Annotated in this window: 20 protein-coding genes; 19 read left to right on the top strand and 1 reads right to left on the bottom strand. The window is 70.7% G+C overall.

All coding sequences use genetic code 11. From position 1 onward, the window contains the following. Nucleotides 1–85: 85 nt before the first annotated feature. From ACZ52C_RS24670 to ACZ52C_RS24605, 14 genes are all read left to right on the top strand, one after another. On the top strand, nt 86–1,063 hold the full coding sequence (locus ACZ52C_RS24670; RefSeq protein WP_469076774.1) for a hypothetical protein: 978 nt from the start codon (nt 86–88) through the stop codon (nt 1,061–1,063). Further along, a complete protein-coding gene (locus ACZ52C_RS24665; protein WP_469076773.1) occupies nt 1,063–3,369 on the top strand; it encodes a glycosyltransferase in 2,307 nt (768 codons plus the stop codon). The genes ACZ52C_RS24670 and ACZ52C_RS24665 overlap by 1 nt, the downstream gene beginning before the upstream one ends. Then, nucleotides 3,366–4,592, top strand: a complete 1,227-nt coding sequence (locus tag ACZ52C_RS24660) for an acyltransferase family protein (protein ID WP_469076772.1) — start codon at nt 3,366–3,368, stop codon at nt 4,590–4,592. The genes ACZ52C_RS24665 and ACZ52C_RS24660 overlap by 4 nt, the downstream gene beginning before the upstream one ends. 118 nt (nt 4,593–4,710) lie before the next feature. Continuing rightward, nucleotides 4,711–5,568: a hypothetical protein gene (locus ACZ52C_RS24655; protein WP_469076771.1), complete on the top strand. Its 858-nt coding sequence runs from the start codon at nt 4,711–4,713 to the stop codon at nt 5,566–5,568. 136 nt (nt 5,569–5,704) lie between these two features. Beyond that, nucleotides 5,705–6,118 (top strand): helix-turn-helix transcriptional regulator, encoded by a 414-nt coding sequence (locus tag ACZ52C_RS24650; protein WP_469076770.1) that lies wholly within the window; start codon nt 5,705–5,707, stop codon nt 6,116–6,118. Between the two features lie 187 nt (nt 6,119–6,305). Further along, entirely contained in the window at nt 6,306–7,694 is a 1,389-nt protein-coding gene (locus tag ACZ52C_RS24645) for a serine hydrolase domain-containing protein (RefSeq protein WP_469076769.1), read from the top strand. Nucleotides 7,695–7,896: 202 nt separating this feature from the next. Beyond that, on the top strand, nt 7,897–9,279 hold the full coding sequence (locus ACZ52C_RS24640) for a nitrate/nitrite transporter (protein ID WP_469076768.1): 1,383 nt from the start codon (nt 7,897–7,899) through the stop codon (nt 9,277–9,279). A 233-nt stretch (nt 9,280–9,512) separates the two neighbouring features. Then, nucleotides 9,513–10,691 carry a uroporphyrinogen-III synthase gene (locus tag ACZ52C_RS24635; RefSeq protein ID WP_469076767.1) on the top strand — a complete coding sequence of 393 codons (1,179 nt, stop codon included), beginning with the start codon at nt 9,513–9,515 and terminating at the stop codon, nt 10,689–10,691. Between the two features lie 301 nt (nt 10,692–10,992). Beyond that, nucleotides 10,993–11,583 carry a CGNR zinc finger domain-containing protein gene (locus ACZ52C_RS24630; RefSeq protein ID WP_469076766.1) on the top strand — a complete coding sequence of 197 codons (591 nt, stop codon included), beginning with the start codon at nt 10,993–10,995 and terminating at the stop codon, nt 11,581–11,583. Nucleotides 11,584–11,873: 290 nt separating this feature from the next. Continuing rightward, a complete protein-coding gene (locus tag ACZ52C_RS24625; protein WP_013003188.1) occupies nt 11,874–12,449 on the top strand; it encodes a sigma-70 family RNA polymerase sigma factor in 576 nt (191 codons plus the stop codon). Between the two features lie 29 nt (nt 12,450–12,478). Further along, entirely contained in the window at nt 12,479–13,267 is a 789-nt protein-coding gene (locus ACZ52C_RS24620) for an anti-sigma factor family protein (RefSeq protein WP_469076765.1), read from the top strand. Nucleotides 13,268–13,391: 124 nt separating this feature from the next. Then, on the top strand, nt 13,392–15,689 hold the full coding sequence (locus tag ACZ52C_RS24615; RefSeq protein ID WP_469076764.1) for a HelD family protein: 2,298 nt from the start codon (nt 13,392–13,394) through the stop codon (nt 15,687–15,689). A 390-nt stretch (nt 15,690–16,079) separates the two neighbouring features. After that, complete coding sequence (locus ACZ52C_RS24610; protein ID WP_469076763.1) at nt 16,080–17,492, top strand: NAD-dependent malic enzyme; 1,413 nt, start codon at nt 16,080–16,082, stop codon at nt 17,490–17,492. A gap of 269 nt (nt 17,493–17,761) precedes the next feature. Beyond that, a complete protein-coding gene (locus ACZ52C_RS24605) occupies nt 17,762–18,043 on the top strand; it encodes an HU family DNA-binding protein (RefSeq protein ID WP_005486790.1) in 282 nt (93 codons plus the stop codon). Between the two features lie 112 nt (nt 18,044–18,155). On the opposite strand, the gene murA is transcribed toward ACZ52C_RS24605, so the two are convergent. Beyond that, nucleotides 18,156–19,502, bottom strand: coding sequence for a UDP-N-acetylglucosamine 1-carboxyvinyltransferase (gene murA / locus ACZ52C_RS24600; protein WP_045560689.1), 1,347 nt, complete (start codon nt 19,500–19,502; stop codon nt 18,156–18,158). Between the two features lie 311 nt (nt 19,503–19,813). Here murA and ACZ52C_RS24595 point away from each other — a divergent pair, with 311 nt between their 5' ends. From ACZ52C_RS24595 to ACZ52C_RS24575, 5 genes are all read left to right on the top strand, one after another. Beyond that, on the top strand, nt 19,814–20,386 hold the full coding sequence (locus tag ACZ52C_RS24595) for a YqgE/AlgH family protein (RefSeq protein WP_469076762.1): 573 nt from the start codon (nt 19,814–19,816) through the stop codon (nt 20,384–20,386). A gap of 29 nt (nt 20,387–20,415) precedes the next feature. Continuing rightward, the gene (locus ACZ52C_RS24590) at nt 20,416–20,697 is read left to right on the top strand and encodes a DUF3039 domain-containing protein (RefSeq protein ID WP_005486786.1); all 282 of its coding nucleotides are present in this window, start codon (nt 20,416–20,418) and stop codon (nt 20,695–20,697) included. Between the two features lie 226 nt (nt 20,698–20,923). Next, nucleotides 20,924–22,225 (top strand): extracellular solute-binding protein, encoded by a 1,302-nt coding sequence (locus tag ACZ52C_RS24585; protein WP_469076761.1) that lies wholly within the window; start codon nt 20,924–20,926, stop codon nt 22,223–22,225. Next, nucleotides 22,203–23,183, top strand: a complete 981-nt coding sequence (locus ACZ52C_RS24580; protein WP_469076760.1) for a carbohydrate ABC transporter permease — start codon at nt 22,203–22,205, stop codon at nt 23,181–23,183. The genes ACZ52C_RS24585 and ACZ52C_RS24580 overlap by 23 nt, the downstream gene beginning before the upstream one ends. Continuing rightward, nucleotides 23,180–24,022, top strand: a complete 843-nt coding sequence (locus tag ACZ52C_RS24575) for a carbohydrate ABC transporter permease (RefSeq protein ID WP_469076759.1) — start codon at nt 23,180–23,182, stop codon at nt 24,020–24,022. Before ACZ52C_RS24580 ends, ACZ52C_RS24575 begins: the two co-directional genes overlap by 4 nt.

Raw genomic sequence — 24,022 nt, 5'->3', positions numbered from 1 at the left:
TCGGGTGGGGGCCCGGTCCGGTACAGGAAAGTGCGACAGCCCGGCATCGAACACGCACCTGGAACGATCCCGTGGGGGGAAGTGCGTGCACGTCGAGAACTGGCCCAACGGCATTCAGCCGAAGCGGACCGAGGGCGAGGGCCCGGGTCCGGGCCGTGGTGGGAGTGGCAGCGGTACGGCCGACGAGGTGGTCTGGCCCGACGCCGCCGGCAGAACGGGAGCGGTCTCCCAGGTGGAGGCGGCGCCCTGGGAGCGGCCCGACCAGCCCGGGCGCAACCACGATCCGCACGAGGTGACCGTCCAGCTCGACGGTGTCGGGCGTGAGGTGGAGGAGGGGTCAGGCAAGCACACCGGCAGGAGCGGGGACGCGGCGGGTGCCGGCCAGGACTCCGACGGGCCGGTCTTCGTCGACGAGTCGGGGCGGCGCCGGAACCTCTACCGGCGGCTCGGCATCGCCGTCGGCACCGCCTGCGCGGCGTACGCCGTGGTCATCGTCGGCACCCTGGTGTCGGGCAACTCCGACGCGCCCTGGCTGCCGGTGCCGATGCAGAAGGACGACAAGCCGGCCGGCAAGGTGGACACACCTCCGGTGCCGGTCGAGTCGGACGACCTGGCCGACACGGCCGACGGCTTCGTGCCGGACGCCGGTCCGGGCGGGGGCCGCGCGGGAGCGACGGTCTCGCCCGGCGGCAAGTCGCCGACCGGCGCGGCGGGCCGGGCGAAGCGGCCGGAGTCGTCCGCCGCGACCGAGCCCACGGCCGAGCCCAGCGCCGGAGTGGTGCCCAGGCCGAAGCCGAGCACCAGCGCCGAGGACCCCGAGCCGTCCGCCTCCGCGTCCGAGCCGCCGAAGGTCGACCCCAGCCCCTCGGAATCGCCCTCGCCCGCGCCCTCGGACACCACCGACCCCGGTCCCGCTCCGGGCGGCGGCACGGACACCGTCGCCGGCGGTCCGGCCTCCCCGGCGCCCGTCGAGCCGGCCCCGGCGACCTCGGAGAGCACGCAGGGCCCGCAGGAGCCGTCGGCGGGCCCGCAGGACCCGCAGAACCCGGAGACACCCGCCTGATGACCCGCTCCCAGCGCGGCGGCACGCCTTCGCGTGCCGCCAAGCGCCCCACCCGCTCATCACCGTCCTCGAACACAGGTTCGGTCGACCCTGTCGACACCACCGGGAACGGCTCCGCGAAGCGTGCGCGCAAGAGCCCGAGGAAGCGTTCCGGGCGGCGGCTGCCGCTGCGCTATCTGCTGCCCTGTGTGCTGCTCCTCGCCCTGATGGCCATGCTCATGCTGCGCGGATACGTGCACAGCGAGATCCTCGCCGACCACCGGGTCCAGCCGCCCGTCTCCAACGACCGGGTGCCGAAGGACATACTGAAGGGCGGGCCCGTCATCGACACCCGCTCGGAACGCCGGCGCAGCCTGGACGTCCCCGACTACGAGCTGGTCCTGACGTTCGACGACGGGCCGGACCCCCGGTGGACCCCCAAGGTCCTCGACATGCTGAAGAAGCACGACGCCAAGGCCGTCTTCTTCATCACCGGCACCATGGCCTCCCGCTACCCCGACCTGGTCCAGCGCATGGTCGACGAGGGCCACGAGATCGGTCTGCACACCTTCAACCACCCGGACCTCTCGCTCCAGACCAAGGACCGCATCGACTGGGAGCTCTCCCAGAACCAGCTGGCGCTCGCGGGCGCCGCCGGCATCCGCACCTCGCTGTTCCGGCCGCCGTACTCCTCGTTCTCCGAGCGCATGGACAACCGGACGTGGCCGGTGACCCGGTACATCGGCAGCCGCGGCTACATCACCGTCGTCAGCGACACCGACAGCCAGGACTGGCAGCGGCCGGGCGTCGCCGAGATCATCCGCCGGTCCACGCCCGAGCGCGGTGAGGGCGCGGTCGTGCTGATGCACGACTCCGGCGGCGACCGCTCGCAGACCGTCGCCGCGCTGGACCGCTACATCCCCCGGCTCCAGGTCAAGGGCTACAAGTTCGACACCCTCACCGGCGCCCTGAAGGCCCCCAGCGCGCACACCCCGGCCACCGGCCTCGGCCTGGTGAAGGGCAAGGTCTGGGTCACCCTGGTACAGGTCTCCGAGAAGACCACGAGCATCCTCGTCGTCGCCCTCGCGGTCGTCGGCGTCCTCGTCCTCGCCCGCTTCGGCCTGATGCTGATCCTGTCGATCGCGCACGCCCGCAAGGTCCGCCGCCGCACCTTCCGCTGGGGCCCGGACGGGCCGGTCACGGAACCCGTCTCGGTGCTCGTCCCCGCGTACAACGAGGCCAAGTGCATCGAGAAGACGGTCCGTTCTCTGGTGGCGAGCGACCATCCCATCGAGGTGCTGGTCATCGACGACGGCTCCAGCGACGGCACGGCCGGCATCGTCGAGGAACTCGGCAAGGACCTGCCCGGCGTCCGCGTCGTACGGCAGCTCAACGCGGGCAAGCCCGCCGCCCTCAACCGGGGCATCGCCAACGCCCGGCACGAGATCATCGTCATGATGGACGGCGACACGGTCTTCGAACCGGCCACCGTCCGCGAACTGGTCCAGCCCTTCGCCGACCCGCGCGTCGGCGCGGTCGCGGGCAACGCCAAGGTCGGCAACCGGGACACCCTCATCGGCGCCTGGCAGCACATCGAGTACGTGATGGGCTTCAACCTCGACCGCCGGATGTACGACGTCCTGCGCTGCATGCCGACGATCCCCGGCGCGGTCGGGGCGTTCCGCCGCACGGCCCTCGAACGCGTCGGCGGGATGAGCGAGGACACCCTCGCCGAGGACACCGACATCACCATGGCCATGCACCGCGACGGCTGGCACGTCGTCTACGCCGAGAACGCGCGCGCCTGGACCGAGGCCCCGGAATCCGTCCAGCAGCTGTGGTCCCAGCGCTACCGCTGGTCGTACGGCACCATGCAGGCGATCTGGAAGCACCGCGGCTCGCTCTTCGACCGGGGCCCCTCCGGCCGCTTCGGCCGCGTGGGCCTGCCGCTGGTCTCGCTGTTCATGGTCGTGGCGCCCCTGCTCGCCCCGCTCATCGACGTGTTCCTGCTCTACGGGCTGATCTTCGGCCCCACCGAGAAGACGATCGGCGCCTGGCTGGGCGTCCTGGCCGTCCAGGTGGTGTGCGCCGCCCTGGCGTTCCACCTCGACAAGGAGCGCATGACCCATCTGATCTCCCTCCCGCTCCAGCAACTCCTCTACCGCCAGCTCATGTACGTCGTCCTGCTCCAGTCCTGGATCACGGCGCTGACCGGCGGCCGGCTGCGCTGGCAGAAACTGCGGCGGACGGGTGCCGTGGGGCTGCCCGGTGCCCCGGAGGCGGCCGTGCCCCAGCAGCAGACGGGTGAGCGGAGGCCGGTCGGATGAGCACCCTCGCCCACGGCTCCACGCCGCCCGACTCCACGCCACCCGGCCCCGCCGCGCCGGGGGTGCCCCCGCAGGCCGGCGCCGGCCCGCAGGGACCGCCCGCCAAGGCCCCCGGCCGGGACCGCTACTTCGACCTCCTGCGGGCCCTCGCCCTCTTCCGTGTGGTGCTGTACCACCTCACCGGCTGGGCCTGGCTGCCGCTGCTCTTCCCCTCCATGGGCGTGATGTTCGCCCTCGCGGGCAACCTCATGGCGCGCTCGCTGAAGCGCCCGGCCCTGGGCGTGGTCCGGGGCCGGCTGCGCCGACTGCTGCCGCCGGTCTGGCTCCTGGGCGTCGTCGGCGTGACGGCGATGGTGGCCCAGGGATGGGGGCCGGACGCCGACGGCCACCCCGCCTGGTGGTGGTTCCACCTCACGTTCTGGATCCTGCCGATCAGCGACCCGCCGTACGCCGAGGGTCTGCCCGGGCTCCACGGCATCGTCGGCGCCGACTGGGCCGGCGAACTCGCCGGACCGCTCTGGTACGTCCGCGCCTACATCTGGTACGTCGTCCTCTCCCCGCTGCTGCTCCGCGCGCTGCGGGCGGTGCCGGCGGTGACGGTCCTCGCGCCGATCGCGCTGGCCGGCATGTTCGAGCTGGGCCTGCTCGAACTGCCGGGCGAGCGGTTCGCGTCGGGGCTGACGGACTTCAGCACGTTCGGCGCCTGCTGGATCCTCGGCATGGCCCACCAGGAGGGGATCCTCGCGCGCCTCCCGCGCTATCTCGTCCCCTCCGTCGCTCCGGCGGTCGCCCTGACCGGCCTCTGGTACGCCCTGAACCACCGCTTCGGCACCGGCAACGACCTGGACAGCATGCCGTTCGCCCAGTCGCTCTGGTCCGCCGGCACGGTGGCGCTGCTGCTGCACATCAGCCCGTCGTGGCAGGAGTGGCCGGACCGGCTGCGCCGCTGGGACGGGCTGATCGCCCTCCTCAACGCCCGTGCGGTGACGGTCTACCTCTGGCACAACACCTGCATCCTGATCGCCGCGACCCAGTGGGACCGGCTGTGGAGCGTGGTGTTCCTCGAACGACACGTGCCATGGCTGCTGGAGAGCGTCTGGCCCGTGCTCGTCGTGACCTGGCTGCTGATCGCCGTCTGTGTCGTCGCCTTCGGCTGGGCGGAGGACCTGGCGGCCCGGCGCAGACCGCGGTGGTGGCCGAGCCGTCGTGTACTGACCCGGTAACCAACCGGGATACGCACTTGCGTACGACTGACCGGGTGTTGGATGTTGGGCTCGCTTGAGGCAGGTGTTCCTCGCACTTCTCGCCTCGTCGAAGCGACTCAAGGAGTGACACCCGCCGATGACCCAGCCTCCCGGCCAGCCGCCGTACGACGGTTACGGAACCCAGCCGCCGCAGCAGCCGTACCCGGGGTCGTACCCGCCCCCGGGCCAGGTGCCCGGCCAGCCGCCGAACCCGTACGCGACGGCCCCGCAGCAGCCGTACGGGGCCGGCGGGCAGCAGCCGTACGGGGCGCCGGGTGCGCCGGGGATGCCGGGTGCGCCTGGTGCGCCGGGTGCGCCGGGTGCGCCGGGGGCACCCAACTACGGTCCCCAGTACGGGGGTTACCCGCCGCCCCCGCCCTCCGGTGGTAGCGGTGGCAAAGTCGCGCTGATCATCGTGGCCGTGGTGGCGGCCCTCGCGGTGATCGGCGGGGGAGTCTTCCTCCTCACCGCCGACGGGGACGACGACACCACGGCCAAGCCCGAGCAGACCGTCTCGGCCACGGAGACCGACTCCGCGACCCCGACGGAGGAGGCCGCCGGGGACGACGCCGGCGAGGAGGCCACCGGAACGCCCGACGGCGGGCTGGACGACGGCGGCTCGAGCACCGCGCCCGCCGAGGGTGTCGAGGGCCAGTGGCAGGACGACGATGCCCGGACCCTGACCATCGGCGCCGAGCAGACCAGCGGTGACGGCAAGGGCCAGCACCCGCTGTCCTACATCGACATGGTCGGCGGCAAGGGCATCATGACCGGCGTCGGCGCCTACCGCGACGAGAACAACTTCCGTATGGCCCTGACCCCCATGGCCTCCAAGGACGTCAGCGACGAGGACGTCACCTTCGCCACGGTCCGCCGCTCCGGCGACGACGTGATCATCACCTGGGAGGCGGGCGGCACGGACCGGCTCAGCTACGTGGGCGAGTCGACGAGCTGACACGCTCCGGTACGTCGGTGGGGGTGGCCCGGAACTCGTGGCCCACCCCCATCGCTGTGTCCCGGGCAACCAAGTGGTGGGGCGGTGGCGACTGAGGGGGGAGGCGGGCCGCGCCGTCGGAGGAGGAGCGTCCACCATGAAGAGCGATGCCGGGCACCTCGACGAGTTCGCGGCCTGGATGGCGGGCCTGATGCGGGCCCGCGGCTACGACATCGACAGCCCGCGCGGTGGTGGGAAGACCAGGCTGGCCGAGGACGCGGGGGTGCACCGGGCGGCCGTCACCCGGCTGCTCCAGCGGCGCAGCATGCCCGATCTGGAGACGATGCGCGGCCTGTCCCGGGCGCTCGGCGTCCCGGTGCGGGACGTCCTGATCCGCTCGGGCAAGCTGACCGAGCAGGACCTGCCCCTGCACCCGGCACCGCCCGGGACGGGCACCCCCACACTCTCCCCCGAGCAGGCGGCGTCCGCCCTGGGCATCCCGGAACACCGCAGAACGGCCTTCATCCAGCTCACCGAACGACTCAGACAGCCCCCGCCTCCCGCTTCCTGACGTCCCCTTCTCCGGAACTCTTCCGAGTCCGCCGCAAGGCCGCACGGCAGCCGCGCCGTGCGGCCTTTCGCATACCCGCGCCGGAACATCGTTCCAGGCTTGCGCACACTGTGCGCAATGCGTACGGTGTTCCAGGTCGCCGCGAGCCGCAGCGGCAGCCCCTCACCACGCTTCCGGAGGACCCGCCATGTCTCAGCCCACCGCCACCCCCGCCCCCTCCCTCGACCTCGCCCACTGGCAGCGTCGGCTCGACACCCTGCGTGCCGCCCACGACGTGCCCGGCGCGAGCCTCGCCTTCGTCGTCGGCGGTGCGGTGCACGAACTCGCGAGCGGTGTGCTGAGCCGCGCGACCGGCGTGGAGGCCACCCCCGACTCGGTCTTCCAGCTCGGCTCGATCGCGAAGGTCTACACCGCCGCCCTCGTCATGCAGCTGGTGGAGTCCGGCGAACTCGACCTGGACGTCCCGGTGGTGCAGGTGCTGCCGGAGTTCGCGACCGTCGACCCGGCCGCCACCGAGGTCATCACCCCCCGCATGCTGCTCTCCCACACCAGCGGCCTGACCTGCGACTTCCACATCGACACCGGGCGCGGCGACGACGCGATCGCCCGGTACGTCGAGGCCGCGAAGGGCGTGGCGATGGACTGCCCGCCGGGTACGGCGGTGTCGTACAGCGGCATCGGATACGTCGTCCTCGGCCGGATCGTCGAGGTGCTGACCGGGCTGACCTGGGACCAGGCGCTCAAGGAGCGGGTGTTCGCGCCGCTCGGCCTGACGCACTCCATGACCCTGCCGGAGGAGGCGCTGCCGTTCCGCACGGCGATGGGCCACCTCGCCGGGGAGGACGGGACACAGACCCCGGCCCCGGTCTGGGACCTGATGCCGCGCGCGGCCGGACCGGGCGCCCGGGTGCTCGCCACCGCCGGAGACGTCGTCCGGTACGCGAAGGCCCACCTCGACGGGGGCGCCGGCGTCCTGCGCCCCGAGACGGTGACGGCCATGCAGGCCCGCGAGACCGACGTCCCCGACAAGTGGACGGTCAGCGCCGACGGCTGGGGCCTCGGCTGGACGCTCTACGACTGGGACGGCGTCCCGGGCTACGGCCACGACGGCGCCGCGACCGGCCAGTACGCCTTCCTCCGTGTGGTGCCCACCGAGGGCGTCGCCGTCGCGCTGCTCACCAACGGCGGCTCCTCCCGCCTCCTCTACGCCGATCTGCTGCGCGAGTTGCTGGCGGAGCTGGCCGGGATCACGCTGCCGGCCCCGTTCGCCCCGCCGGCCGAGCCGCCCGTCGTCGACATCACGCCCTGGACCGGTACGTACAAGAGGGAGGGAGTGGTCATCACGATCAGCGAGAGGAACGGCACACCGCACCTCACGTACGCCTTCGTGGACGGCATGGTCGGCTACTCGCCGGACCTGGAGATGGAACTCGTGCCCCTGTCGGAGACGGTGTTCGCCGGGGCGGGCGGCGGTGCCTCGTTCGCCGAGGACTGGATGCCTGTGGTCTTCGCCACGCTGAGCGACGGCACCCGGTGCGCCTACATTGGCATGAGGGCAGCGCCGAAAGTGGCGTGACCACCGGGTATCCGCCAGGTGTCCACCCGGTATGACGCCCTGCTCACCGATTCCTCACCGGCCGGGCCGCCCGCTCGTGAGAGCAAAGTTCCTTTCCGGTCACCCGGTGCCACAGCCAGGAAACGCGCCCTCCCTACCTTCGGTACTCATCACCCCTCATCACCGCATCGCGACACCGGAGCCCGGAGAACGTGGAGGCGTCATGACAGCCCCGAGCACTGCCCCCGCATCGAGCAGGGGAGGCCGCTGGATTCAGCACTGGGACCCCGAGAACGAAGCCTTCTGGAACGAGACCGGCGAGAAGGTCGCCCGTCGTAACCTCCTCTTCTCCGTCCTTTCGGAGCACATCGGTTTCTCCATCTGGACCGTGTGGTCGGTGATGGTGCTCTTCATGGGCCCCGAGTACGGGCTCACCCCGGCCGACAAGTTCTTCCTCGTCTCGATGGCCACGCTGGTCGGCGCCGTCGTCCGTATCCCGTACACCTTCGCGGTGGCGATCTTCGGCGGACGCAACTGGACGGTCGTCTCCGCGAGCCTGCTGCTGATCCCGAGCATCGCGGCCTTCGTCGTGATGGAGCCGGGGACCTCGTTCAACACGTTCCTGATCTGCGCGATGCTCGCCGGTATCGGTGGCGGCAACTTCGCCTCCTCCATGACGAACATCAACGCCTTCTTCCCGCTCAGGAAGAAGGGCTGGGCGCTCGGTCTCAACGCGGGCGGCGGCAACATCGGTGTCCCGGTCGTGCAGCTCATCGGTCTCGCCGTCATCGGTGCCGCCGGCGGCCCCCGCGTGCTGCTCGGGATCTACATCCCCTTCATCGTCATCGCCGCGGTCCTCGCCGCCGTCTACATGGACAACATCGCGTCCGTGAAGAACGACACCGGTGCCGCGAAGGACGCCGTGAAGGAGGGCCACACCTGGATCATGTCCTTCCTCTACATCGGCACCTTCGGGTCCTTCATCGGCTACAGCTTCGCCTTCGGCCTCGTCCTGCAGACCCAGTTCGGCCGTACGCCCCTGGAGTCCGCGTACGTCACCTTCATCGGCCCGCTGCTCGGCTCGCTGATCCGGCCGGTGGGCGGCGCACTCGCCGACAAGTACGGCGGCGCCAAGATCACCCTGTGGAACTACGTCGGCATGGCCGCCGCCACCGGGATCATCGTCCTCGCCTCCATGCAGAAGTCGCTGCCGCTCTTCACCACCGCGTTCATCGTGCTCTTCGTCCTCAGCGGCCTCGGCAACGGCTCCACCTTCAAGATGATCCCGGGCATCTTCCAGGCCAAGGCGTTCGCCAAGGGCCTGGAGGGCGAGGAGGCCGCCGCCTACGGCCGCCGGCTCTCCGGCGCCTCCATGGGCATCATCGGCGCGGTCGGCGCGCTCGGCGGCCTCGGCATCAACCTGGCCTTCCGCCAGTCCTTCCTCACGGTCGGCTCCGGCACCGGCGCCTTCGTCACCTTCCTCGCCTTCTACGGCGTCTGCTTCGCGGTGACCTGGGCCGTATACCTTCGCCGCCCGGCCTCGAACGCCTCTGCGACAACGACGGCGACGGAGTCGAAGCCGCAGCTCAGCTACGCCGAGGTGTGACATCGCCCATGCCGTGACACGTGTGACGTAACACCAGCGACATCAAGCCGAACCGAGCCTGTCATGCACCGTTGACAGGCTCGTTCGGCATGTGGGCGCGTCAATCGGTGCACCCGCACGCACAGAGCTTCGACTGAGTGCAACGACTCGACTGCGGGACGAGAGCCATGTACGACGAACAGCAGCGACCCGAGCGATCAGATCGAGCCGATCGACCAGACAGGACGGTTCTGATGGATCGGATGGACCGGACGGACCGGACCGAGGGCACGGAGGCGGCGCGGACGGAACACGGGCCGCTCGCCGGGTTCACCGTGGGCGTCACCGCCGCGCGCCGGGCCGACGAACTCGGGGCGCTGCTCCAGCGCCGCGGAGCCGCGGTCCTGCACGCCCCCGCCCTGCGCATCGTGCCGCTCGCCGACGACAGCGAACTGCTCGCCGCGACCAAGGACCTGCTCGACCAGGCGCCCGACATCGTGGTGGCGACGACGGCCATCGGCTTCCGCGGCTGGATCGAGGCGGCGGACGGCTGGGGCCTCGGCGAGGCCCTGCTCGACCGGCTGCGGGGCGTCGAGGTCCTGGCGCGCGGCCCGAAGGTGAAGGGCGCGATCCGCGCCGCCGGTCTCACCGAGGAGTGGTCCCCCTCCTCCGAATCCATGGCCGAGGTGCTCGACCGGCTGCTGGAGCACGGAGTCGAGGGCCGCCGGGTCGCCGTCCAGCTGCACGGCGAACCGCTCCCCGGTTTCGTGGAGTCCCTGCGTGCCGGGGGAGCGGAGGTGGTGGGCGTCCCCGTCTACCGCTGGATGCCCCCCGAGGACATCGCCCCCATGGACCGCCTCCTCGACGTGACGGTCGCCCGCGGCGTCGACGCCCTCACCTTCACCAGCGCCCCCGCGGCGGCGTCCCTGCTCTCCCGCGCCGAAGACCGGGGCCTGCTCCCGGAGTTGCTCAACGCGCTGAACCACGACGTCCTCCCCGCCTGTGTGGGACCGGTGACCGCCCTGCCGCTCCAGGCCCACGGAGTGGACACGGTCCAGCCCGTACGCTTCCGCCTCGGCCCGCTCGTCCAGCTCCTCTGCCAGGAACTCCCCGGCCGCGCCCGGACGCTGCCCATCGCCGGCCACCATGTGGAGATCCGGGGCCACGCGGTCCTCGTCGACGGCGCCCTGCGCCCCGTCCCGCCGGCCGGCATGTCCCTGCTCCGCGCGCTCTGCCGCCGGCCCGGCTGGGTCGTCCCCCGCTCCGACCTCCTCCGCGCCCTCCCCGGCGCCGGCCGCGACGAACACGCCGTGGAGACGGCGATGGCCCGCCTCCGCACGGCCCTGGGCACGCCGAAACTGATCCAGACAGTGGTCAAGCGCGGCTACCGCCTGGCCCTGGACCCGGCGGCGGACGCGAAATATGACGCGTGAGGGGTGGGCCACGCTCTTCGTCCGCGGCTGAGTGGGGCTTCTCGCGCAGTTCCCCGCGCCCCTGAGGGCCAGCGGCCGTCTCAGGGGCGCGGGGAACTGCGCGAGAAGCCCCCACCGGACGGACGCCTGGGGGTCGAAGGGGCGCAGCCCCTTCAGGATGGGACGGGTAGGGGCGGCGGGGGCGACCGAACCCAACCGCGCACCGGAGGTTCCCCCACCAGGTGCGCCCAGGCGCTGTAAGGGGTACGTACCCCCCAAGCGCACCCCTGCCGGCCGGCAACCCAAGGGCGGTGACAGGCACATGGCACACCCCCAACCCCCTCGCTTCGACTGCGGCCACCTCTGCCTGGACTTCCTCACCACCACCCACCCCGAGGAACAACTCCACACCCCGGCCGCCCTGCGCACCTGGATCACCGCCGCCCACCTGGTCCCCGAGGGCACCCCCCTCGACCACATCACCCCCCACTGGCTGCTCGGCTTCAGAGAACTGCGCGGCCACATCGCCCGTTTGGTCCGCCCCACCCCCGACCGCGCCCCGGACCCCCGCGCCCTCGACCTCTCCCTGGCGAGGGTCAACGACCTGGCCCGCGCGGCGACTCCGGCCCCCCGCGCCGTCCGCTCCGCCGACGGCACCCTCGTCCGCGCACTGGACCGCACCCCCGACCGCGCCGCCCTGCTCGCCCTGATCGCACGCGACACCGTGGAGCTGCTCACCGACCCGGACGCCTGCGCCGGCCTGCGCCAGTGCGCCGGCGACAACTGCCCCGTCGTGTACGTCGACACCTCCCGCGGCCGGCGCCGCCGCTGGTGCTCCAGCGAGATCTGCGGCAACCGCGAACGCGTGGCCCGCCACCGCCGCCGGGCCGACCTGGCCCGCGCCCGCGCGTAGTTGGCCCCGAAATGGCCACCCGCCTTACCCGGTCGGGGAGTTGGGCAAACCCCAGCCAGCCGTAAAGAAGCAGCAGTGCTGTTTTTCACATCACGGTGCGGCTGTCTTCACAATTCCCGTCCATGCGTGCCGGTTTAAGCGCGGATATGGGAGCACTTGTCCCTCACCAGCCTCATCTTTCCCGCGTTTAATCGAGAAAGTTGTGGCTCAACTCTGAACACACAACTGGTTACCTACGTATCCCGATGTGAGCGACCGACTGGGGGAACCCCCGGACACCGGAGGTAGCCGTGCGCAAGGATTCCGCTGTGGCCGATGAACGCCCGCACAGGGCACGACATCGCGCATCGCAGCCCTCAGAGCCTGACGAGGAGCTGATGCGCGCGCTGTACCGCGAGCACGCTGGACCCTTGCTCGCGTACGTGCTGCGTCTGGTCGCGGGCGACCGCCAGCGTGCCGAGGACGTTGTGCAGGAAACTCTCATCAGGGCCTGGAAGAACGCCGGTCAGCTCAATCGAGCGACCGGATCGGTACGCCCCTGGCTGGTGACGGTCGCACGTCGCATCGTCATCGACGGCCACCGCAGCCGGCAGGCCCGGCCGCAGGAGGTCGACCCGTCGCCGCTGGAGGTCATCCCCGCGGAGGACGAGATCGACAAGGCGTTGTGGCTGATGACACTGTCGGACGCGCTGGACGACCTGACCCCTGCCCACAGGGAGGTCCTGGTCGAGACCTATTTCAAAGGGCGTACGGTCAATGAGGCGGCCGAGACGCTTGGCATCCCCAGTGGCACCGTCCGCTCCCGGGTGTTCTACGCCCTGCGGTCGATGAAGCTGGCTCTAGAGGAGCGCGGGGTGACGGCATGAGCAACATCTACGGGGGGTATGGACCGGGAATGCCCGGATCTGTGCAAGGAGCCCAAGGTTCCGGCGACAACATCCACGAGACCGTCGGCGCGTACGCCCTCGGGATACTGGACGACGCCGAGGCCACACAGTTCGAGATGCATCTCGCCACGTGCGAGTGGTGCGGACAACAGCTCGACGAGCTGGCCGGCATGGAACCGATGCTGGCCGCGCTCGCCGACCTGCCCGCCGCCCAGGGCACGCCGGCGATCGGCGAGTCCCTGTCGGCGAAGCCGTCCACCGGACTCGCGGACCGGCTGGTCGGCGAGGTCGTCCAGCACCGCGCGAAGAAGAGCCGACGGAACTTCTTCATGCTGGCGGCCGGTGTCGCCCTGATCGTCGGCGGCCCGACGGCGGTGTTCGCGACGACGGGCGGCGGGGACGAGGCGCCGAAGGAGGGCCAGACCTTCAGCGCGGCCCAGGAGTCCTTCACGCACCTGGGCGCGAAGGACAAGGTCTCCTCCACCGACGCGTCCACCCAGGTCACCGCCACGGTCGGCATGGAGTCCAAGGCCTGGGGCACGCACGCGGTCCTGGAGCTGAAGAACGTCAAGGGTCCGGAGAAGTGCTCGTTGATCGCCGTCGGCAAGAACGGCGAGCGGGAGACGGTCACCTCCTGGTCCGTCCCGGAGTGGGGTTACGGCATCAAGAACGCCAAGACCGAGCAGGCGAGGAACCCGCTCTACGTCCACGGCGGCGCAGCCTTCACCCCCGACGAGATCGACCACTTCGAGGTTCTGACCTTCAGCGGCAAGAAGCTCGTCTCGGTCAAGGCGTAGCCCGTCGAGGCGAAACGCCACTCCTCGCGGCAAGCAGCGGACGGACCCCGGTCGGGCGCATAGCCTGACGGGGTCCTTTTCGCGTACGGTGGACGGCTGCCCAGCACGTCAGAAGGGGGCCCGGGTGGCCGCTCAGGTTCAGCAGGAAACGCTCGACTCCGCTCACGACTCGGTGCGTGAGAAGGAGATCGGCGTCGAACAGGCACATCTGGACCGGGTCTACCGGCGCCTCGAGGAGAAGATCCACGAGGCCGAGTTCCTGATGAACGACGCCGCCAAGCGCGGTCAGGTGGGCACGCCCGGCGCGCTCGCCGAGCGGGACGCCCAGGTCTTCCGGGCCGGCGTCCATCTGAACCGCCTGAACAACGAGTTCGAGGACTTCCTCTTCGGCCGGATCGACCTGTTGCTCGGCAAGGACGGCAAGAAGGGCCCGGACGGCGCCTACACCGCCGTCGAACCGGCCGAGGGCGCGGTCCGCCCCGACCGGACCGCCGACATCGCCGAGACGCTCCACATCGGCCGCATCGGCGTCCTGGACTCCGAGTACGCGCCGCTGGTCATCGACTGGCGGGCCCCGGCGGCCGCCCCCTTCTACCGCTCCACCCCCGTCGACCCCGGCCGCGTCGTCCGCCGCCGCGTCATCCGCTCCAAGGGCCGCAGGGTGCTCGGCGTCGAGGACGACCTGATGCGCCCCGAGCTGAAGGCCTCCCTCGACGGCCAGGAGCTGCCCGTCATCGGCGACGGCGCCCTCATGGCCGCCCTCGGCCAGGCCCGCAGCCACACCATGCGCGACATCGTCGCCTCCATCCAGGCCGAACAGGACCTGGTGATCCGCGCCCCCGCCGCCTCCGTGACGTACGTCGAGGGCGGCCCCGGAACCGGCAAGACGGCCGTCGCCCTGCACCGCGCCGCCTACCTCCTCTACCAGGACCGGCGCCGGTACGCGGGCGGCATCCTGATCGTCTCCCCGACCCCGCTGCTGGTCGCCTACACCGAGGGCGTCCTGCCCTCCCTGGGCGAGGAGGGCCAGGTCGCCATCCGCGCCATCGGCTCCCTGGTCGACGGCGCCGAGGCCACCCTGTACGACTCCCCGGCCGTGGCCCGCGCCAAGGGCTCGTACCGCATGCTCAAGGTGCTGCGGAAGGCCGCCCGGGGCGCCCTGGAGTCGAGCGAGGCACCCACCCGCCTCCGTGTCGTCGCCTTCGGCCGACGCCTCGAACTGGAGGCCCCCGACCTGGACCGCGTCCGCCGCAACGCGCTCGGCGGCACGGCTCCGGTCAACCTGCTGCGCCCCCGCGCGCGCAAGCTGCTGCTGGACGCCCTCTGGGACAGATCGGGCGCGGCCGGCCGCCACACCGACCCGGAGCTGGCCGCCGAGCTGCGCTCCTCCTTCGACGAGGACATCACGAGCGAGGACGAGTTCATCGCCTTCCTCGACGCCTGGTGGCCCGAGCTGACCCCGCGCGGGGTGCTCACCGCCATGGCCGACGAGCGCCGCCTCGGCCGCTGGGCCCGCCGCATCCTCAACCCGGGCGAGGTCCGTCGGGTCGCCCGCTCCCTGAAGCGGGACGGCCTCTCGGTCCACGACATCGCCGTGCTCGACGAACTCCAGGCGATCCTCGGCCTCCCGGCCCGCCCCAGGAAGAAGCGCGAACTCGACCCGCTGGACCAGCTCACGGGCCTGGAGGAGCTGATGCCCGTACGCGAGGAGACCCAGCGGGAGCGGGCCGAGCGGCTGGCGCAGGAGCGCACCGAGTACGCGCACGTCATCGTCGACGAGGCACAGGACCTGACGCCGATGCAGTGGCGCATGGTGGGCCGCCGCGGCCGCCACGCCACCTGGACGGTCGTGGGCGACCCCGCCCAGTCCTCCTGGTCCGACCCCGACGAGGCGGCCGAGGCCCGCGACGAGGCCCTGGGCACCCGCCCGCGGCGCCGCTTCACGCTCACCGTCAACTACCGCAACCCGGCCGAGATCGCCGAACTGGCGGCGAAGGTGCTGGCGTTGGCCATGCCGGGCTCCGAGTCCCCCTCGGCGGTCCGTTCCACCGGCGTCCAGCCGCGCTTCGTCACGGCCGCCCGCGACACCCTCGCCCGCACGGCCCGCGCGGAGGCGGCGCGCCTGCTGGACCTCGTCGACGGCACGGTGGGCGTGGTGGTCGCCATGAACCGCCGCGAGGAGGCCGCCCGCTGGCTGGCCGGCCTCGGCGACCGCGTCGTCGCCCTCGGCAGCCTGGAGGCCAAGGGCCTGGAGTACGACGCGACGGTGGTCGTCTCCCCGGCGGAGATCGCGGACGAGTCCCCGGCGGGGCTGCGTGTGTTGTATGTCGCACTCACCCGGGCGACGCAGCAGCTGACGGTCGTCTCGGCGGACCGCGACGACCCGGACGCCGACGGGATCCCCGACCTGCTGCGGGACTGAGACGAGGAGCAGGAGGCGCGGCCCCTGCTTCTCAGGGGTGCGGGGGACTGCGCGAGCCACCACGAATCACCCGCACCCGCCGACGCACCGGCAACTCCCCGAACTCCGGGGCGCCTGTTAGCCTTGATGGTGGCACCGGCTCGATCCAAGCCCCCGGGCCCAACCTTCGTCGCTACGAGCGACCACTTGCCGCGAGGCGAGCATGGCGGGTCGGTGCCACTGAACGTACGAAGAGGTCCACGTCGAATGTGACGTGGACCTCTTCTCGTTGAGAACAAAACGTTCTCAACCCCGGACGGCTAACGCCTACTCGGCGGTAGGTGCGACGATCGGACGGCAAAACGCAGCAAACGCAGTAGCAGAAGTACGCGAAAGCAGAGGAAGTCGGCCATGGCAACGGCGCCCAGCGTCTCCTACTCGATGACGGTCCGGCTGGAGGTGCCCGCGAGCGGAACCGCGGTCTCCCAGCTCACCGGAGCCGTCGAGTCCCACGGAGGCTCGGTGACCGGCCTCGACGTGACCGCCTCCGGCCACGAGAAGCTCCGCATCGACGTCACCATCGCCGCCACCTCCACCGCGCACGCCGACGAGATCGTCGAGCAGCTGCGGCACATCGAGGGCGTGACGCTCGGCAAGGTCTCCGACCGTACGTTCCTGATGCACCTCGGCGGCAAGATCGAGATGGCGTCGAAGCACCCCATCCGCAACCGTGACGACCTCTCGATGATCTACACCCCCGGTGTGGCCCGCGTCTGCATGGCGATCGCCGAGAACCCCGAGGACGCCCGCCGCCTCACCATCAAGCGCAACTCCGTTGCGGTCGTGACGGACGGCTCCGCCGTGCTGGGCCTCGGCAACATCGGCCCCATGGCCGCGCTGCCCGTCATGGAGGGCAAGGCGGCCCTCTTCAAGCGGTTCGCCGGCATCGATGCCTGGCCGATCTGCCTGGACACCCAGGACACCGACGCCATCGTCGAGATCGTCAAGGCCATCGCGCCCGGCTTCGCGGGCATCAACCTGGAGGACATCTCCGCGCCCCGCTGCTTCGAGATCGAGGCGCGGCTGCGCGAGGCTCTCGACATCCCCGTCTTCCACGACGACCAGCACGGCACCGCGATCGTCGTCCTCGCCGCCCTCACCAACGCACTTCGCGTCGCGGGCAAGGCGATCGGGGACATCCGCGTCGTCATGTCGGGCGCCGGCGCGGCCGGTACGGCCATCCTCAAGCTGCTGCTGGCCGCCGGTGTGAAGAACGCCGTCGTCGCCGACATCCACGGTGTCGTGCACTGCGACCGCGACGACCTGGTCGACGCCGCCGCCGACTCGCCGCTGCGCTGGATCGCCGACAACACCAACCCCGAGGGCCTCACGGGCACCCTCAAGGAGGCCGTGCGCGGCGCCGACGTCTTCATCGGCGTCTCAGCCCCGAACGTCCTCGACGGCGACGACGTGGCCGCCATGGCCGACGACGCCATCGTGTTCGCGCTCGCGAACCCCGACCCCGAGGTCGACCCCGCGGTCGCCCGCCAGACGGCCGCCGTCGTGGCCACCGGCCGCTCCGACTTCCCCAACCAGATCAACAACGTGCTGGTCTTCCCGGGTGTCTTCCGCGGTCTCCTCGACGCCCAGTCCCGGACCGTCAACACGGAGATGATGCTCGCCGCCGCGACCGCCCTCGCGGACGTCGTCACCGAGGACGAGCTGAACCCGAACTACATCATCCCGAGCGTCTTCAACGACAAGGTCGCGGGTGCGGTCGCCGGGGCGGTCCGCGAGGCCGCGAAGGCGGCGGCCTCGGCCTGAACCCCCGCTGTGACGGTGGCCACGGCCCCGCGCCCTCGGCGCGTCGCGGGGCCGGAGCGCTTGCGCCGCCCTTTAGTGTGGCGGCCAAGCTCAGGCCTGCCATGACTCCCATGGGCGTGCATTGACTCCCAAGGGTGTTCGTGTGACTCCCCAGGGGTGCCGGATTGGCTTTCCCGCCGCAGGTGAGTGCAGGATGCGTTTCTGGGCGCGAGGGTCTGACGACGGACCCGGGTCCGCCTCAACGGCAAGAAGAACACGGGAGTAACAACATGAACCGCAGTGAGCTGGTGGCCGCGCTGGCCGACCGCGCCGAGGTGACCCGCAAGGACGCCGACGCCGTGCTGGCCGCGTTCGCCGAGGTCGTCGGCGACATCGTCGCCAAGGGCGACGAGAAGGTCACCATCCCCGGCTTCCTGACCTTCGAGCGCACCCACCGTGCCGCTCGCACCGCGCGCAACCCGCAGACCGGCGACCCGATCCAGATCCCCGCCGGCTACAGCGTGAAGGTCTCCGCGGGCAGCAAGCTCAAGGAAGCGGCGAAGGGCAAGTAACCTTGCCGTCCGTCCTTCCGGGGATGGTGTGGCGCGCGTAGAACGCCTGATGGGGGCGGCACCTGGTCTTCCAGGTGCCGCCCCCATCGTCGTGCCGGGGCCTGCCGTACGGCTAGCCGAGCGCCTTGCCCGGCAGCTCGACCTTCGCGCCGAGCTCCATGAGCTTCTCCATGAAGTTCTCGTAGCCGCGGTTGATCAGCTCGATGCCGTGGACCCGGGACGTGCCCTGGGCCGCCAGCGCCGCGATGAGGTACGAGAAGCCGCCGCGCAGGTCGGGGATGACCAGGTCGGCGCCCTGTAGCCGGGTGGGGCCGGAGACGACCGCCGAGTGCAGGAAGTTGCGCTGGCCGAAGCGGCAGTCGGAGCCGCCGAGGCACTCGCGGTAGAGCTGGATGTGCGCACCCATCTGGTTCAACGCGGAGGTGAACCCGAGCCGGGACTCGTAGACCGTCTCGTGGACGATGGAGAGGCCGGTGGCCTGCGTCAGCGCGACGACCAGGGGCTGCTGCCAGTCGGTCTGGAAGCCCGGGTGGACGTCCGTCTCCAGCGCGATCGACTTCAGCTGGCCACCCGGATGCCAGAAGCGGATGCCCTCGTCGTCGATCTCGAAGGCACCGCCCACCTTCCGGTAGGTGTTCAGGAACGTCATCATCGAGCGCTGCTGGGCGCCGCGGACGTAGATGTCGCCCTCGGTCGCCAGCGCGGCGGACGCCCAGGAGGCGGCCTCCAGGCGGTCCGGGAGCGCCTTGTGGTTGTAGCCGCCGAGCGAGTCCACACCGGTGATGCGGATCGTGCGGTCGGTGTCCATCGCGATGATGGCGCCCATCTTCTGCAGGACGCAGATCAGGTCCTCGATCTCCGGCTCGATCGCCGCGTTCGCGAGTTCCGTCACGCCCTCCGCGAGGACGGCCGTCAGCAGCACCTGCTCCGTGGCGCCCACGGACGGGTACGGCAGCTGGATCTTCGTGCCCCGCAGCCGCCGCGGCGCCTCCAGGTACTGGCCGTCCTCCCGCTTCTCGATCTTCGCGCCGAACTGCCGCAGCACCTCGAAGTGGAAGTCGATCGGCCGGCCGCCGATGTCGCAGCCGCCGAGACCGGGGATGAAGGCGTGGCCGAGGCGGTGCAGCAGGGGGCCGCAGAACAGGATCGGGATGCGCGACGAGCCCGCGTGGGCGTCGATGTCGGCGACGTTCGCGCTCTCCACGTTCGTCGGGTCCATCACCAGCTCGCCCGGCTCGTCGCCCGGGCGGACCGTTACGCCATGCAGCTGCAGCAGTCCGCGCACGACGCGTACGTCGCGGATGTCGGGCACGTTGCGCAGCCGGCTCGGACCGCTGCCGAGCAGCGCGGCGACCATGGCCTTGGGTACGAGGTTCTTCGCACCGCGGACACGGATCTCGCCACTGAGCGGGGTGCCGCCGTGTACAAGCAGTACGTCGTCAGAGCCGTTGACGGTCATGGATCTCGCGTTCCGTGGAGTTGGGCAGAGGCGTGTGCGGCGTGGGCGAACGGCCGACGGACCCGTGGTGCGGGGGTCGGCGCGGCGCGAGCCGGAGAGCTAGCGTAATCGCCGCCCACCCCCCTTCCGTAAGCCCAAGTGCTTCTCAGCCACGTCATGGATTCGCCACAACACGAACCGTTCATCACCCGCCACGGGGGGTCACCGCGCCGCCCGTGCGCCCCGTCGGCTCCCCTGCGCCGTGAGCTGCGCGCACTCCATCGCGGACATTGGCTCCCCCTACACGGGCGGGATGCGGGATCATGTCTGGCATGACCGAGGTGTCCTCGCTCACAGGGCGGCTGCTCGTGGCCACGCCCGCCCTGGCGGACCCGAACTTCGACCGCGCTGTCGTGCTGCTCCTCGACCACGACGAGAAGGGCTCGCTCGGCGTGGTCCTCAACCGGCCCACCCCGGTGGGCGTCGGCGACATCCTGGAGGGCTGGGCGGATCTCGCCGGCGAACCCGGGGTGGTCTTCCAGGGCGGTCCGGTACAACTGGACGCGGCGCTCGGGGTCGCGGTGATCCCCGGCGGCGGTTCCGTGGACCGGACCCCGCTCGGCTGGCGGCGGGTGCACGGCGCGATCGGCCTGGTCGACCTGGAGGCACCGCCGGAGCTGCTGGCCTCCGCGCTCGGCTCGCTGCGCATCTTCGCCGGGTACGCGGGCTGGGGGCCGGGCCAGCTGGAGGACGAACTGGCGGAGGGCGCCTGGTACGTCGTCGAGTCCGAACCCGGCGACGTCTCCTGCCCCTGCCCGGAGCGGCTCTGGCGGGAGGTCCTGCGCCGCCAGCGCAACGAACTCGCGATGGTGGCCACCTATCCGGACGACCCTTCGCTCAACTGATGCGGGTGCGCTTCAGTACCCTTGGCTCCATGAGCACTCTTGAGCCCGAGCGCGGTACTGGTACGGGGACCCTCGTCGAGCCGACGCCGCAGACGTCGCACGGCGACGGCGACCACGAGCGCTTCGCCCACTATGTCCAGAAGGACAAGATCATGGCGAGCGCCCTCGACGGCACGCCCGTCGTGGCGTTGTGCGGCAAGGTGTGGGTCCCGGGTCGCGACCCGAAGAAGTACCCCGTGTGCCCCATGTGCAAGGAGATCTTCGAGTCCCTCGGCGCGGGCGGCGACGACCAGGGCGACGGCAAGAAGTAACCCAGGGCGCGATCGGCTCGGGAGCGTCGGAGAACAGGCGCCCCCGGGCTTTGTCGTGCCCTTCGTGCTGAACCCCGTTGCAGGGAACGCTTCTGTGGATCACAAGGTGGTTGAGACCTCTTGTGGTCATGTTCATGTACTCCATAGCCTCCGGTGTGTTGTGTAGAGCAGAACGCCCGTTGCAGAGAACGCAACGCTCCGCTCCCCCCTCCGGAGGATTCGCTCGATGAAGCTCGCTGCCCGACTCGCCGCGCCCGTCACGGCACTGGCCCTCGCCGGGCTGACCGCCTGCGCCCCCCAGACCTCCGACAACTCCTCCGCCAAGGGGGACGAGAAGACCGGCACCCTGCGGGTGTGGCTCTTCCAGGAGGTGAGCAACGAGCCGAAGCAGAAGGTCGTCGACAAGGTCGTCGCCGCCTTCGAGAAGGCCCACGACGGCGCGAAGGTCAAGGTCGAGTACATCCCCGTCGAGACCCGCGCCCAGCGCATCAAGGCCGCCTTCAACGACCCCGAGAGCGCCCCCGACGTCATCGAGTACGGCAACACGGACACCGCCGGCTACGTCAAGGACGGCGGACTCGCCGACGTCACCACCGAGTTCAACGCCTGGTCCGACGCCAAGTCCTCCGACCCGACCGCCAAGACGTCCGTGACGGTCCAGGGGAAGGTCTACGGGGCGCCCTTCTTCGTCGGCGTGCGCGCCCTGTACTACCGCACCGACGTCTTCGAGGAACTCGGCCTCGAACCCCCGAGGACCCTGGACGAGCTGGCCACCACCGCCAAGCGGATCCGGGCCGCCGAACCCGACCTGTACGGCCTCGTCGTCGGTGGTGCCTACACCTACGGCGCCATGCCCTTCGTCTGGGCCAACGGCGGTGAGATAGCCGAGGGCAAGGGCGGCTCGTACGCCTCCACCATCGACAGCGCGGCCGCGCAGAAGGGCATCAAGGCGTACACCTCGCTCTTCGGCGACGACAACTGCCCCGCCGCCAAGTGCGCGACCATGGGCGGCAACGACACCGTCACCGCGTTCGCCGCGGGCAAGGCGGGCATGGCGATCGGCGGCGACTTCAGCCACGCGGCCGTGGAGGCCGGCAAGGTCAAGGGCAAGTACGCGGTCGTACCGCTGCCGGGCGTGAAGTCCGGCTCGGTCGCCCCGGCGTTCGCGGGCGGCAACAACGTCGGCGTCCTGAAGAGCACCACGCACCGCACCCTCGCCGTCGACCTGATGAAGCGGCTGACGTCCAAGCAGACCCAGGGCGAACTCTTCGACGCGATGGGCTTCCTGCCGACGTACACGGACGTACGGGCCGACGCGGCCGAGAAGGAGCCGTTCATCGAGCCCTTCGTCAAGACGCTCTCCTCCGGCACCAAGTTCGTGCCCGCCTCCCCGGCGTGGGCGCAGATCGACGCGTCGCTGGTGCTGCCGACGATGTTCCAGGAGGTCGTCAGCGGCAAGAAGGACGTGGCGAAGGCGTCCGAGGACGCGGCGGGGCGGATGAACGATGCGTTCGGCTCCGCCGGTTGAGCGGGGGGCGCCCAGTGGGGTGGGGGGTGCTGAGCGTGGGCGGCCTCGGGTGCGTCGTGGTTTCTCGCGCAGTTCCCCGCACCCCTGTAGGGGCGCCACCCCTTGGCTCTACCTCGCCCCCGCCCTTGTCGTCCTCGGTGGGCTGCTCGTCTACCCGATTTATCAGCTCGGGCTGATATCGCTCTTCGAGTACACGCAGGCGCAGGTCAGCGGAGGCGAACCGGCCACCTTCCAAGGGGTCGGGAACTACGCCGAGTTGTTCGGGGACGCCGAGTTCCGCCGGGTGCTGCTGGCCACTGTCCTCTTCGCGGCGGCGTGCGTGGTGTCCACGCTCGCCGTCGGGTGCGCGCTCGCCGTCCTGCTGACACGAGTACGGGCCCTGCCGCGGCTCGCGCTGATGCTCGCGGCGCTCGGCGCGTGGGCGACCCCGGCGATCACCGGCTCCACGGTCTGGCTGCTGCTGTTCGACCCGGACTTCGGGCCGGTCAACCGCGTTCTGGGAATCGGCGACCACTCCTGGACGTACGGGCGGTACAGCGCCTTCTTCCTCGTCCTGCTCGAAGTGGTCTGGTGCTCCTTCCCGTTCGTGATGGTGACCGTCTACGCGGGCATCCGCTCCGTACCGTCGGAAGTGCTGGAGGCCGCGGCCCTGGACGGCGCCTCGCAGTGGCGGATCTGGCGGTCGGTCCTCGCGCCGATGCTCCGCCCGATCCTCGTCGTCGTCACCATTCAGTCGATCATCTGGGACTTCAAGGTCTTCACCCAGATCTATGTGATGACGGGCGGCGGCGGAATCGCCGGCCAGAACCTCGTACTGAACGTGTACGCCTACCAGAAGGCCTTCGCGTCCTCCCAGTACAGCCTCGGTTCGGCGATCGGTGTGGTGATGCTGGTGATTCTGCTGGCGGTCACCCTGGTGTATTTGCGCCTGCTGCGCAGGCAAGGGGAGGAGCTGTGAATTCACCGGGTTTCCCGCGGCGGCCCTGGCGGCTCGCCGCGGAGGCGTCCGCCCTGGTCATCGCGGTCGTGGTGGCCTTCCCGCTCTACTGGATGGCGCTGAGCGCCGTCAAGCCGGCGGGTGAGATCGAGTCGTCCGAGCCCTGGCCGTGGACCCTCGCACCGACCCTGGATTCCTTCCGCCGGGTCTTCGGGCAGCAGGAATTCGGCCGTTACTTCGCCAACAGCCTGATCGTCGCCGGCACGGTGGTCGTCGCCTCCGCGCTCATCGCGTTTCTCGCCGCGACGGCGGTCAGCCGATTCCGCTTCCGATTCCGGACCACCCTGCTGATCATGTTCCTGGTGGCCCAGATGGTTCCGGTGGAGGCACTGACCATCCCCCTCTTCTTCCAGATGCGGGACTTCGGCCAACTCAACACCCTGGGCGCGCTGATCCTGCCGCACATCGCCTTCTCGCTGCCGTTCGCGATCTGGATGCTGCGAGGCTTCGTGAAGGCCGTACCGGAGGCGCTGGAGGAGGCGGCCCACCTCGACGGGGCGAGCCGTTCCCGATTCCTCTGGCAGATCCTTTTCCCGCTCGTCCTCCCGGGGTTGGTCGCCACCAGCGTCTTCTCCTTCATCTCCGCCTGGAACGACTTCCTGTTCGCCAAGTCGTTCATCATCAGCGACACCTCGCAGTCGACCCTGCCGATGGCCCTCCTGGTCTTCTACAAGCCGGAGGATCCGGACTGGGGCGGCGTGATGGCCGCGTCCACGGTGATGACCGTTCCGGTGCTCGTCTTCTTCGTACTCGTACAGCGGCGGCTGGTCTCCGGACTGGGCGGCGCGGTCAAGGACTGA

This window comes from Streptomyces sp. NPDC034049, from assembly GCF_055575575.1.
Note: the sequence above shows the minus strand (reverse complement) of the source record. Positions and strands in the feature narration are given on the sequence as shown.

What these genes read in the sequence shown, in the direction of transcription:
- ACZ52C_RS24610 (WP_469076763.1), top strand. Translation starts at nt 16,080, where the DNA reads ATGGCAACGGCGCCCAGCGTCTCCTACTCGATGACGGTCCGGCTGGAG.
- ACZ52C_RS24620 (WP_469076765.1), top strand. Translation starts at nt 12,479, where the DNA reads ATGCCCGGATCTGTGCAAGGAGCCCAAGGTTCCGGCGACAACATCCAC.
- ACZ52C_RS24660 (WP_469076772.1), top strand. Translation starts at nt 3,366, where the DNA reads ATGAGCACCCTCGCCCACGGCTCCACGCCGCCCGACTCCACGCCACCC.
- ACZ52C_RS24650 (WP_469076770.1), top strand. Translation starts at nt 5,705, where the DNA reads ATGAAGAGCGATGCCGGGCACCTCGACGAGTTCGCGGCCTGGATGGCG.
- ACZ52C_RS24635 (WP_469076767.1), top strand. Translation starts at nt 9,513, where the DNA reads ATGGATCGGATGGACCGGACGGACCGGACCGAGGGCACGGAGGCGGCG.
- ACZ52C_RS24645 (WP_469076769.1), top strand. Translation starts at nt 6,306, where the DNA reads ATGTCTCAGCCCACCGCCACCCCCGCCCCCTCCCTCGACCTCGCCCAC.
- ACZ52C_RS24585 (WP_469076761.1), top strand. Translation starts at nt 20,924, where the DNA reads ATGAAGCTCGCTGCCCGACTCGCCGCGCCCGTCACGGCACTGGCCCTC.
- ACZ52C_RS24665 (WP_469076773.1), top strand. Translation starts at nt 1,063, where the DNA reads ATGACCCGCTCCCAGCGCGGCGGCACGCCTTCGCGTGCCGCCAAGCGC.
- ACZ52C_RS24655 (WP_469076771.1), top strand. Translation starts at nt 4,711, where the DNA reads ATGACCCAGCCTCCCGGCCAGCCGCCGTACGACGGTTACGGAACCCAG.
- murA (WP_045560689.1), bottom strand. Translation starts at nt 19,502, where the DNA reads ATGACCGTCAACGGCTCTGACGACGTACTGCTTGTACACGGCGGCACC.
- ACZ52C_RS24640 (WP_469076768.1), top strand. Translation starts at nt 7,897, where the DNA reads ATGACAGCCCCGAGCACTGCCCCCGCATCGAGCAGGGGAGGCCGCTGG.
- ACZ52C_RS24605 (WP_005486790.1), top strand. Translation starts at nt 17,762, where the DNA reads ATGAACCGCAGTGAGCTGGTGGCCGCGCTGGCCGACCGCGCCGAGGTG.
- ACZ52C_RS24580 (WP_469076760.1), top strand. Translation starts at nt 22,203, where the DNA reads ATGCGTTCGGCTCCGCCGGTTGAGCGGGGGGCGCCCAGTGGGGTGGGG.
- ACZ52C_RS24630 (WP_469076766.1), top strand. Translation starts at nt 10,993, where the DNA reads ATGGCACACCCCCAACCCCCTCGCTTCGACTGCGGCCACCTCTGCCTG.
- ACZ52C_RS24595 (WP_469076762.1), top strand. Translation starts at nt 19,814, where the DNA reads ATGACCGAGGTGTCCTCGCTCACAGGGCGGCTGCTCGTGGCCACGCCC.
- ACZ52C_RS24590 (WP_005486786.1), top strand. Translation starts at nt 20,416, where the DNA reads ATGAGCACTCTTGAGCCCGAGCGCGGTACTGGTACGGGGACCCTCGTC.